This window comes from Ruegeria discodermiae, assembly GCF_030758345.1.
Classification (GTDB): Bacteria; Pseudomonadota; Alphaproteobacteria; order Rhodobacterales; family Rhodobacteraceae; genus Ruegeria_C.
In genome coordinates, this window is sequence record NZ_JAVAMO010000012.1 from 1 (window position 1) to 11,153 (window position 11,153).

Sequence of the window (11,153 nt, forward strand, 5' to 3'; positions counted from 1 at the left end):
CACAGCTCTGCTGTGAGGGTGACGGCAGGCGATTGTTCAAAGAACACTCCGCCGGGAACCCTGCCAACGAACAAAGAAGTCCGCTCCAACCCGGAGCGGCCTTTTTTGTCACGAAGAGCCTCTCACGTTGGGTGTGGCTCCGGGACAGGCTGGCCTCTGAGCCGCTTGCGCCTGTCGGCCCAGCCCGGCGCGCGCCGGGGTGTTGGCCGTGGGTCCTCATCTGTTTCAGATCTGATGCGGGGTTCGCTCCGCATCATCTCCGATCTTGGAGTGCGGTGTTCGAAACTCAGGAAATTTGCGGAAATCCGTCGGGTCATGGGGTTGCTCCTCGCGGGATGTGTGAGCCTCAGTCTGGACGCCTGCGGGGCAAGGCTGAACCGACAAGAGCCGCAAGCCCGAACCGACCCGTAAGCCACCCGTAACTCTCTTTGCATTGTGCTGTGCTTGGTGCCATCGTGGCGGCTTGATGAGAGTGTCAAACCCGGTGTTCCCATGTCAGACCTCGTGTCCCTGTTTGCGCGGAAGCTCAAAGCGCATCGCACGTCACACGGCCGGCACGGCCGGATGACACAAGAGCAGCTTGCGGACCTTCTGGGGGTAAGCGTGGAGGCGATCGGGAAATACGAACGCTCGGTTTCGTTCATCCGAGGTGATCTTGAGTACAGGCTGACCGAACGTCTCGGCTGGGGTCGGGGTGATGTGATTGCCTGCCGCAAGGATTGGGATACAAGGCGGAAACCTACGAAAAGCCGCTATCGCCTGCTGGATGACGCACTGGTCGATACCGTGTTCGACGGGTCGTGGCGCGCGGCCTGCCTGGCCTCGATCGCAATGGCGGATGCGGAACTGCAGGATCTGCCATGTGAGCTGGAAGCCAATGAGGATGTGTTCCTGCCGATTTATGAAACCTTCCGCGCCCATTGGGCTGCCATAATGTGCGACGGCGAGATGGTGGCGAAATGGACCCTGCCCTTCCTGTTGCCTGAGGATGAGGCGCTGTTCCGGGCAGGGCAGCTGATCGAATGTGATCTGAGCGTCGATCGGTTGCGCCGCCCGATCCTGCCGGGGACCTATTTTGGCTATTGTCCGGCGTTGATCGTGCGGCCGGGGCACGAAGCGGCGAGCGCGCTGTTGATGTCCTCCTTTGTGGGCTTCCTCGAAACACTGGCCGAAAGGGATGTATATCTGCACGGGATCGGTACGATCTCGGTCTCGCCCGGAGGCGCGCAGGTCTGCCGTGATATCGGCATGATACGATTGGGATCCCATTGCCTGAGCCCGAAATTTGCCGTTTGGGATCTGCCCGGAAACAGCATCCCGCAGTCGATCTTCGGGCGGCGCAGCGCGTTTCTGCGGCAACGCTACGCGGAGGCCTTTGATGGCACTTAAGGTATGCGCGCTGGAGGCGATGTCCTCTGCCTGAGTGTCCGCACCGCGAACGACGAAGGCCGCCCCAAACCGGGGCGGCCCTTTGTATCAATCCGTCCCGGACAGCTTATTGCGGGATTTCGCCTTCCAGCCCTTCGACATAGAAGTTCATGCCGGCCAGCGTGCCGTCATCGGCCACTTCGCCCTCGGCGAGCCAGTCGCTGCCATCCTGCTTTTTCAGCGGACCGGTGAAGGGATGATAGCTGCCATCGGCGATCGCGGCTTTCATCGCCAGCGCCTCTTCCTTCACATCCGTTGGAACTGCGTCGGAAATCTCGCCGATTTTAACCATGCCAGGACCAATCCCGTCCCAAGTGTTCGCGGTCTCCCAAGTGCCATCCATCACCGCCTTGGTGCGGGCGATGTAATAGGGGGCCCAATCGTCGATGATCGAGCTCACACGCGGCATCGGGGCGTATTCACTCATGTCCGAGGCCTGGCCAAAGGTAATCACGTTACCCGCATCCTGCGCGGCCGCCTGCGGTGCGGTGGAGTCCGTATGTTGCAAGATCACGTCAGCACCCTGTTCGATCAGAACTGTGGCGGCATCGGCCTCTTTCGCAGGGTCGAACCATGTATAGGCCCAGACGATTTTGAACTCGACATCCGGGTTCACCTTCTTGGCGTGGATATAGGCCGAGTTGATGCCCCGGATCACTTCGGGGATCGGGTAAGAGCCGATATAGCCTATGATGTTCGATTTGGTCATCTTGCCCGCGATATGGCCCTGCACCGCGCGGCCTTCGTAGAAGCGTGCAGAATAGACCGACACGTTCGGGGCGGTCTTGTAGCCCGTGGCGTGTTCGAACTTCACCTTGGGGAATTTCTTGGCCACGTTGATGGTCGGGTCCATGTAGCCGAAAGAGGTGGTAAAGATCAGATCTGCGCCGTCCAGCGCCATCTGCGTCATCACACGTTCGGAGTCGGGGCCTTCGGGTACGGATTCGACAAACACGGTTTCGACCTGGTCGCCGAATTCCGCCTCGACCGCTTGGCGGCCCTTGTCATGTTCGTAGGTCCAGCCGCCATCGCCGACAGGCCCGACATAGACAAAGCCGACCTTGGTCTTGTCCTGCGCAATGCCTGCGGTCGCCATCCCCAGCGTCATCGCTGCGGTTGCAAGTAGAGTGGTGAATTTCATCAGGTTCTCCCCAGTTGGTTTTCTAAGTTGGCCCCTAGTGCGAGGCGTGGAATATCCTGCCGAGTGAGGCAGGTGCGCTGCTTTTGTCAGCTGAAAGGATCACGAGCACAAGGATCGTGATGATGTAGGGCGACATTGCCAAATACTCCACCGGAATGGCAACGCCTGCTGCCTGCAGGTTGAGCTGCAATACGGTGATGCCGCCAAACAAATAGGCACCCAGTAGAACGCGCCAGGGCTTCCAACTGGCAAAGACCACCAGCGCCAAGGCAATCCAGCCGATGCCTGCCGTCATGCCCTCGGTCCACTGCGGCACGCGCACGAGGCTGATATAGGCCCCGCCCAGACCGGCACAGGCCCCGCCAAACATGATTGCAAGGACACGGATTCGGATCACCTTGTAGCCCAGTGCGTGGGCCGCATCGTGGTTTTCCCCCACCGCGCGCAGGATCAGACCCACTCTTGTAAATTTCAGCACGGCCCAGACCGCCGCGATCAGCGCGATACCGAAATAGAGCACCAGATCGTGGCTGAACAGGATCGGGCCCACCACCGGCAGATCGCTCAGCCCCGGAATGTTCAGCTCTGGCGTGTCGGGTGGTTTGACCCCCACATAGCTTTGCCCCATCAACGCGCTCAACCCCAGACCGAAGAGCGTCAGGGCAAGGCCCGAGGCGACCTGATTGGCCAGCGCAACCTGTGTCAGGAGCACAAACAAGAGCGACAGAACCGCCCCGCCAAGCGCTGCGGCGAGGAAGCCGACGAAAGTCGATCCGGTCTCGACCGTGATCGCGAACCCGCAGATCGCGCCGATGATCATCATGCCTTCGACGCCCAGGTTTAGAACACCGGCCTTCTCGACCACCAGTTCCCCGATCGCGGCAAGCAGCAGCGGAGTTGCGGCCACCATCAGCGAGGCGATCAGCAGGACGGGATTAATCTCAGATAGGTCCATGGCTCAGGCCACCTCTTTCAGCGCCAGTCGCAGGCGGTAATTGGTCAGAAGGTCGAAGGCGAGCAGGAAGAACAGCAGCATGCCCTGAAACACCTGGATTGCCGCGGCGGGCAGGCCCATCTCGGATTGTGCGATTTCGCCGCCAATATAGGTCAGCGCCATCAGGCTGCCCGCCAGCAGGATGCCTACCGGATGCAGGCGGCCTAGAAAGGCCACAATGATCGCGGTAAAGCCATAGCCCACGTTGAAATCAATACTGACCTGGCCCGAGGGGCCGGAGACCTCGAACAGCCCCGCAAGGCCTGCCAGCGCGCCGGAGAGTCCGAGGCAGAACAGGATCAGCCGCGCCGGGTTCACGCCTGCAAACCGCGCCGCACGCGGGGCCTCACCGGTCAGCCGGATGTGAAAGCCCAACATATGCCGGTTCAGCAGCACATAGGCGAAGATCACAGCGATAAACGCCGCCACAACGCCCCAATGCATGCCCGAGCCTTCGATCAGGTCGGCATTATAGGCGCTGGCATAAGACTGAAAGTTGCGCGAGCCGGGAAAGCCGAACCCTTCGGGGTTCTTCAGCAGGCCCAGCGAGACCGAAGCCAGCATCTGTTCGGCCACATATACCAGCATCAGCGACACGAGGATTTCATTGGTGCCGAACCGCACCTTCAGAAATGCCGGGATCATGGCCCAGGCCCATCCCCCCAGCGCGCCGCCGATCACCATCAGCGGAAAGATGTACCACGCCTCCAGCGGGTAGAAAGCCAGCCCAACGCCAGCACCGACGATGGCGCCCATGATATACTGCCCCTCGGCGCCGATATTCCAGATGCCCGCCTTGAAGCCTAGCGACAGCCCGATTGCGATCAGCACCAATGGCGCGCCTTTGACAAGCAGTTGCGGACGGTAATAGAACGAGAATTCCCCAAAAAGCGGCTCCCAGAAGATGGTCATAATCGCCTCGACCGGGTTTTTGCCCAAAGCAGCAAACAGCAACCCGCCAAAGAACATGGTGGCCAGGACCGCGACAAGCGGCGTGGCCAGCGACCAGGCCTGCGAGGGCTGGGGTCTTTTTTCCAGAACGATCATCTGCTTGCGCCCTCGTTGTCTCTGCTTGCCTCAAACATGCGCCACCTCGATCCCGTGTGCGCCGCCCATCATCAGGCCGATCTCGTCCACGCTCAGCTCCGTGGTCGGGCGCGGCGCGCTCAACCGGCCTTCGTTCAGCGCGGCGAAACTGTCGGAGATTTCCATCAATTCATCGAGATCCTGAGAGATGCAGACCACCGCTGCGCCTCCTGCGGCCAGATCAAGAATGGCCTGCCGGATCGCCGCTGCGGCTGCGGCATCCACACCCCAGGTCGGCTGGTTAACCACTAGCACATCCGGGTTTTGCAGGACTTCGCGACCGATGACGAATTTCTGCAGATTGCCGCCTGACAGCGACCGTGCCGCGTTGTCGGGTCCGGGCGTGCGCACGTCGAATGCCTTGATGATCTTTTCGGCAAAACCCTGCGTCTCGGCCCATTTCAGAAAGCCGCGCTTTTCCAGCTTTTCGCGCACTGAACCGGTGAGCAGCGCGTTTTCCGTCAGGCTCATATCGGGGGCGGCAGCGTGGCCAAGACGTTCTTCCGGCGCGGTGAGCAAACCCATGCGTCGCCGTGCGGTCGGGCCTTCTCTACCGATAGGCTCGCCTGCCAGCTTGACCGCTTCGGCATCGGTCGAAATCTCGCCCGACAGCACGCCCAGCAACTCGTCCTGCCCGTTGCCCGCAACCCCGCCGATCCCCAGCACTTCGCCCTTGCGGACCGTCAGATGCAGGTTCTTGAGCGCGGTGCCAAATTCCGAGGGTGAGGGAACTGACAGGCCGGAGATATCCAGCGCGACCGCGCCAAAGTCGCGTCCGGCGCGTTCAGGCGTTTGCAGCGTCTCGCCCACCATGAGCTCCGCCATCTCGCGCGCCGAGGTTTCAGCGGGAATGCACTCGCCCACATTCTTGCCCAGCCGCAGGATCGTGGCGTGATCGCAGAGCGTGCGGATTTCCTCCAGCTTGTGCGAGATATAGAGGATCGACGTGCCCTCAGAGCTCAGTTTCTGCAGCGTCTGGAACAGGATATCGACCTCTTGCGGGGTCAGAACGCTGGTGGGCTCATCCATGATAAGCAGCTTGGGGTCCTGCAAAAGGCAGCGGATGATCTCGACCCGCTGGCGTTCCCCGGCGGACAGATCCCCGACCCGGCGATAGGGGTCGAGCGGCAGGCCGTAGGTTTCGGACACGTCGCGGATGCGCGAGGCCAGATCACCCATGGCGGGCGGGTTTTCCATGCCCAGGGCGACGTTTTCCGCCACGTCCAGCGCATCGAAGAGCGAGAAATGCTGAAACACCATCGCGATCCCATCGGCGCGCGCCGCGCGCGGCTCGGGAGGGGCGTAAGGCTGACCGCGCAGCAACATGGTGCCGCTATCGGGCTTCACCAGCCCATAGATCATCTTGACCAGCGTCGATTTTCCGGCACCGTTTTCGCCAAGCAACGCGTGCACCTCACCCGCGCCGATATCGAAGGAAACGGTGTCGTTGGCGACAACGCCGGGATAGGCCTTGGTCAGGCCTTGCAGACTGAGAAGTGGGGTGGTCACGCGCTCAGATCCTTTTTGTTTTCGAGTGCTTCACGAGGCCGCAGCATCTGCGCGGCGACGCCCACGGCGATCGTTTGAGGATGTTTCCCCAGTGAGGGGTCTCCGATCGGGCAGGTGATGCGCGCGATCTGGTCCGGCGCATGACCCAGCGCCTTCAGCCGGGACCGGAACCGCGCCCATTTGGTGGCCGAACCGATCAGGCCCGCAAAGGCGAAATCATGGCGCAGCAACTGGTTGCACAGGTTCAGGTCAAGCACATGCGAATAGGTCAGAACCAGATGTTCTGCCCGTGGCGGCGCATAGTTCACCAGATCGGCAGGCTTTGCCGCTGGAACGACCGTTACGCCATCGGGCACGGTGTCGGGAAAGCGGTCCGCTGCTGTGTCGACCCAGGTGATCGCCAGATCGGGTAGCGGGGCCAACACATCAACCAGCGCCCGGCCCACATGACCCGCGCCCCAGATCCAGAGCGCGCGGGTGGGTCTGTGAACCGGCTCGACCATCCAGCCATCGATCAGTTGTGGTTCGGGGGCGAGGCCCTGACGGCGCCGCGTCGCCAGCAGGCGCTTCACCGACAAAGGCATATCGGTCGCTCCGACAGGGCGGGCGATCACGTCACCTTCCAACGCGTCCAGCGCCTTGGTGTGATAGACCTCGCTCAGCAACCGTACCACGCCGCCACAGCACTGGCCCAGATCAGGCCCCAACGCGTGCTGGCTCAGAACCCGGTCCACGCTTTGCTGGCGCGCGGCTTCGGCGGCCTGAAACTCAAGCGTGCCGCCGCCGATCGTGCCGGATTGGCCGCCCTCCCAGACCAGCATCGCCGCGCCCACTTCGCGTGGGGAGGAACCCTTGATCGACGCGATCACCACGCGCACCACGCGGCCATGTGCGGCAACCGCTGCGCGCAGGGTGTCAAGGTCAAACCCCATCGCGCACCCTCCGGATTCCGCGCCAGACCTCTTCCGCCGTGGCCGGAGCATTCAGCGCTGGATAGGCGGGTCCGCAGGCCGCCACCGCGTCCGAGAGCGCCAGCCAGGCCGAGATGCCCAGCATGAAGGGCGGCTCACCCACCGCTTTGGAGCGATAGATCGTATCCTCGCGGTTCTCGCCATCCCAGAGCGTCACGTTGAAGATATCGGGCCGGTCCGAACAGGCGGGGATCTTGTAGGTCGAGGGCGCATGGGTGCGCAACGCGCCTTTCTCGTCCCAGACCAGTTCTTCGGTCGTCAGCCAGCCCGCGCCCTGCACATAGCCGCCCTCGACCTGACCGATATCCAGTGCCGGGTTCAGTGACGCGCCCGCATCATGCAGGATATCAGCGCGCAGGATGCGGTTTTCACCGGTCAGCGTGTCCACCGCCACTTCGGTCAGGGCCGCGCCATGGGCGAAGTAGAAAAACGGCCGCCCGTGGCCTTTGATCCGGTCCCATTCGATCTTGGGGGTTTTGTAAAAGCCCGTGGCCGACAGGCTGACCCGCCCTTGATAGGTCAGAGCCGCGGCTTCGGCGAAGCTGTAGCGCGCCTCGCCCACTTCCACATGGCCGTCCGCGAAGCGCACCGATCCGGCATCCGCCTGATGGTGTTCCGCCAGATACGCCGCCATCCGGTCGCGGATCGTGTCGCAGGCGGCTTTGACTGCCATACCGTTCAGATCGCTGCCCGACGAGGCGGCGGTGGCAGAGGTGTTGGGCACCTTGGCAGTGTCTGTGGCGGTGATCTTGATCATCTCAAGCGGGATGCCGAAGCGCGCTGCGGCCACTTGCGCCACCTTCTGGAACAGCCCTTGCCCCATCTCGGTCCCGCCATGGTTCAGATGCACCGAGCCGTCCTGATAGACATGCACCAGCGCACCCGCCTGGTTCAGATGGGTCAGCGTGAAAGAGATGCCGAACTTGACCGGCGAAAACCCCAGCCCCTTCTTGATGATCGGGTTTTCCTTGTTCCAGTCGGCTATGGCCAACCGGCGTGCCGCATAATCGCTGGAGGCCAGCAGCGCCTCGGTCATTTCGTGCAATTCGAAATCGGAAATCTCCATCCCGTAAGGCGTGGTGTTGCCCCCTTGGGGAATCGATCGCACGGGACGGGGGCGGGTGATCTGTTCCACTGCGCCCCGGCTGGTCAGGTCTTCATGTGGATCGACCGGCTCCAGCGCTTCTGGCGGTTTCGACAGCGTTGGCGGCACTGGATGGGTCGGTTCGTAATAATTGCGACGGCGCAATTCGACCGGGTCGATCCCCAGCACATGCGCGGCGTGATCCATCACCCGCTCGATTCCGACCACGCCCTGTGGCCCGCCAAAGCCGCGATAGGCGGTGGCGGATTGGGTGTTGGTTTTCAGCCGGTGACTTTCGATCCGGGCGGTGGGCAGCAGATAGGCATTGTCGGAATGCAGCATGGCGCGGTCGGCCACTGGTAGCGACAGATCCTGCGCCCAGCCACAGATCACGTGATGCAGGAAGGAAACGCCCTGGATATGCCCATCCGCATCGAAGCCTGCGCGGTAGGACATACGAAACGCGTGGCGCTTGCCGGTGATGGTCATGTCGTCATCGCGGTCATAGCGCATCTTGCAGGCGCGGCCCGTCGCCCGCGAGACCACCGCACACGCCACGGCCAGCGCGTTGCCCTGGCTTTCCTTGCCGCCAAAGCCGCCGCCCATGCGCCGCGCCTCGACCCGGACGGCATGCATCGGAACGCCCAACGCATCGGCGACCTTGTGCTGTATCTCGGTCGGATGCTGGGTCGAGGAATAGACCATCATGTCGCCGCCCTCTTGCGGCATGGTCATGGCGGCCTGGCTTTCGAGGTAGAAATGCTCCTGCCCGCCCAGTTCGAACGTGCCTTCGACGACGTGTTTCGCCGAGGCAATCGCCGCCTCGGCATCGCCCTTGCGATAGATGCGGGGGCCTTCTTCGAACCGGCTGTCGGCGTCCAGCGCCTGTTCGATGGTCAGGATGGCGTCCAGTTCTTCATACGCGATCCTGCCCAGCCGTGCGGCCTTGCGCGCCGCCAGATGAGACGTCGCCGCGACCACATAGATGGGTTGACCGATGTAATGGACCATATCCTCCGCCAGCAGGGGTTCGTCATGGATGGATGGCGAAACATCGTTTGCATAAGGTAAATCCGCGGCGGTCAGCACCGTCACCACGCCGGGAGCGGCGCGTGCGGCATCCAGATCCATCGACCGGATACGTCCTTTTGCGACCGTGCTCAGGCCAAAGGCCAGATGCAGCGTTCCCTTGGGCGTTGGAATATCGTCGATGTAGCGCGCCTCGCCTGACACATGCAGGGGCGCGGCGTCATGGGGCAGAGGTTTGGAGACGCTCATGCGGTGACCTCCAGAACGTTGCCCGTAGCCCCGTGGCTTTCCGCAAAATAGCGTTCCAGCATCGCGCGTGCGGTTTCAAGCCGGTACTCGGCCGAGGCGCGCATGTCGCTGAGCGGGGTGAAATCGGCGTCAAAGCCGGATTTGGCATCGTTGATCGTCTCACAGGACCAGGGCCGACCCAGTAGCGCCGCTTCGACCGTTGCGGCGCGTTTGGGAATGCCAGCCATGCCGCCAAAAGCGATGCGTGCAGCCGTTACGGTCCCCTCGTCGAGTGTGATGTTGAAACACCCGCAGACGGCCGAGATATCCTGATCGAAGCGCTTGCTCAGCTTGTAGCATTTCAGCCGGTCGGGCTGGCGCGGGAAACTCACCGCTTCGACAAACTCGCCCGGCGCGCGGTCCTGCTTGCCATAATCGAGAAAAAACTCCTCCAGCGGCAATGAGCGACGTCTCTCGCTGTGGCGCATATGCAGCGTCGCGCCGAGTGCGATCAGTGCGGGCGGGTTGTCCCCGATGGGCGAGCCATTGGCGATGTTGCCCCCGACGGTCGCCGCATGGCGCACCTGTACGCTGGCATAGCGGCGGATCATTTCGGCGTAAGAGGGGTGCAGCGGCGCCAGGGCTGCGCCCATTCGGTTCATATCGACCATCGCACCGAAGCGGATCGTGTGATCGTCGATGCTGATCTCTTTCAGATCGTCGCAACCCGTCAGGAAGATCACCGGATCAAGGTCGCGCAACTGCTTGGTCACCCAAAGGCCCACATCCGTGGCCCCGGCCACCAGCGTCGCCTCTGGTCGCGCCGCATAGGCCCGCGCCAATTCGTCTGAGGAGCGTGGCAGCATCGGGTCGGGCGCACCGCCCGGCGCGGCGTCCTTGACCCAGACCGGCACCGGTTGCCCCTCGACCGCCTCTGCTGCGCGGATGATTGGCGCGTAGCCGGTGCAGCGGCAGAGATTGCCGGCCAGTTGGGTGTCGTGATCCGTTGCGCCGTTGCAATGGCTGGCCACCATCGACATCACAAAGCCCGGGGTGCAGAAACCGCATTGCGAGCCGTGATGGTCAACCATGGCCTGCTGCACCGGATGGGCCTCGCCCCGCGGGCCGGACACTCCTTCGACCGTTCGCACCGCCTTGCCATGCAGTTGGGGCAGGAACAGGATGCAGGCGTTCAGCGCCTTTGCCTCGTCCATATCGGTGACCATCACCGTGCAGGCCCCGCAATCGCCTTCGTTGCAGCCCTCCTTGGTGCCGGTCAGGCCACGGTCTTCGCGCAGCCAGTCCAGCAGGGTTGTCGTCGGCGACGCCCCTTCGATCTCAACAGTCTCTCCGTTCAGAAGAAACGAGATAGTCATCATTTGAAGCCTGTCGCTTTACCCCGTTGATCCCATGCGTGCCAGGCCTCGATGCGACGTAGAAACTCTGGCGGGCGTATTATGCGTGCGTGAAGAGGCGGATGCTCTTGTTTCCGTGAGAGAGGTTAGAAACCGGGTGATCCGTCTGGCAAGAAAAACTCCTTCTGCGGTGCAACATTTTGTGGCAGTTTCACCTGCCAGTGTGCCCCCGTGAGGCAAAGAAAACCATATAAATCATCCGCTTGGGTCTGATCGCAGCTTCGCGGCGCCGAAAGCAGCTTCAAAAATACCCGAACAATCGTGCTCA

At 62.3% G+C, this 11,153-nt stretch carries 8 protein-coding genes; 1 reads left to right on the plus strand and 7 read right to left on the minus strand.

Annotated elements, in window-relative coordinates; all coding sequences use genetic code 11:
• Nucleotides 1-564: 564 nt before the first annotated feature.
• A complete protein-coding gene (locus Q5Y75_RS20000) occupies nt 565-1,389 on the plus strand; it encodes a helix-turn-helix domain-containing protein (protein WP_306200914.1) in 825 nt (274 codons plus the stop codon).
• A 106-nt stretch (nt 1,390-1,495) separates the two neighbouring features.
• Here Q5Y75_RS20000 and Q5Y75_RS20005 read toward each other — a convergent pair whose 3' ends face one another.
• Genes Q5Y75_RS20005 through Q5Y75_RS20035 form a run of 7 tightly spaced genes read right to left on the minus strand, consistent with a single transcriptional unit; the run spans nt 1,496 to nt 10,846 of the window.
• Entirely contained in the window at nt 1,496-2,569 is a 1,074-nt protein-coding gene (locus tag Q5Y75_RS20005) for a BMP family ABC transporter substrate-binding protein (protein WP_306200915.1), read from the minus strand.
• 34 nt (nt 2,570-2,603) lie between these two features.
• A complete protein-coding gene (locus Q5Y75_RS20010) occupies nt 2,604-3,524 on the minus strand; it encodes an ABC transporter permease (protein WP_306200916.1) in 921 nt (306 codons plus the stop codon).
• 3 nt (nt 3,525-3,527) lie between these two features.
• Nucleotides 3,528-4,610: an ABC transporter permease gene (locus tag Q5Y75_RS20015; protein WP_306200917.1), complete on the minus strand. Its 1,083-nt coding sequence runs from the start codon at nt 4,608-4,610 to the stop codon at nt 3,528-3,530.
• Nucleotides 4,611-4,640: 30 nt separating this feature from the next.
• Complete coding sequence (locus tag Q5Y75_RS20020) at nt 4,641-6,158, minus strand: ABC transporter ATP-binding protein (protein ID WP_306200919.1); 1,518 nt, start codon at nt 6,156-6,158, stop codon at nt 4,641-4,643.
• A complete protein-coding gene (xdhC, locus tag Q5Y75_RS20025) occupies nt 6,155-7,090 on the minus strand; it encodes a xanthine dehydrogenase accessory protein XdhC (protein ID WP_306200920.1) in 936 nt (311 codons plus the stop codon). Before xdhC ends, Q5Y75_RS20020 begins: the two co-directional genes overlap by 4 nt.
• Nucleotides 7,080-9,491: a xanthine dehydrogenase molybdopterin binding subunit gene (gene xdhB / locus Q5Y75_RS20030; protein WP_306200922.1), complete on the minus strand. Its 2,412-nt coding sequence runs from the start codon at nt 9,489-9,491 to the stop codon at nt 7,080-7,082. The genes xdhC and xdhB overlap by 11 nt, the downstream gene beginning before the upstream one ends.
• Nucleotides 9,488-10,846, minus strand: coding sequence for a xanthine dehydrogenase small subunit (locus Q5Y75_RS20035; RefSeq protein WP_306200924.1), 1,359 nt, complete (start codon nt 10,844-10,846; stop codon nt 9,488-9,490). Before Q5Y75_RS20035 ends, xdhB begins: the two co-directional genes overlap by 4 nt.
• Between the last annotated feature and the right edge of the window lie 307 nt (nt 10,847-11,153).

What these genes read in the sequence shown, in the direction of transcription:
- Q5Y75_RS20000 (WP_306200914.1), top strand. Translation starts at nt 565, where the DNA reads ATGACACAAGAGCAGCTTGCGGACCTTCTGGGGGTAAGCGTGGAGGCG.
- xdhC (WP_306200920.1), bottom strand. Translation starts at nt 7,090, where the DNA reads ATGGGGTTTGACCTTGACACCCTGCGCGCAGCGGTTGCCGCACATGGC.
- Q5Y75_RS20010 (WP_306200916.1), bottom strand. Translation starts at nt 3,524, where the DNA reads ATGGACCTATCTGAGATTAATCCCGTCCTGCTGATCGCCTCGCTGATG.
- Q5Y75_RS20015 (WP_306200917.1), bottom strand. Translation starts at nt 4,610, where the DNA reads ATGATCGTTCTGGAAAAAAGACCCCAGCCCTCGCAGGCCTGGTCGCTG.
- Q5Y75_RS20005 (WP_306200915.1), bottom strand. Translation starts at nt 2,569, where the DNA reads ATGAAATTCACCACTCTACTTGCAACCGCAGCGATGACGCTGGGGATG.
- Q5Y75_RS20035 (WP_306200924.1), bottom strand. Translation starts at nt 10,846, where the DNA reads ATGACTATCTCGTTTCTTCTGAACGGAGAGACTGTTGAGATCGAAGGG.
- xdhB (WP_306200922.1), bottom strand. Translation starts at nt 9,491, where the DNA reads ATGAGCGTCTCCAAACCTCTGCCCCATGACGCCGCGCCCCTGCATGTG.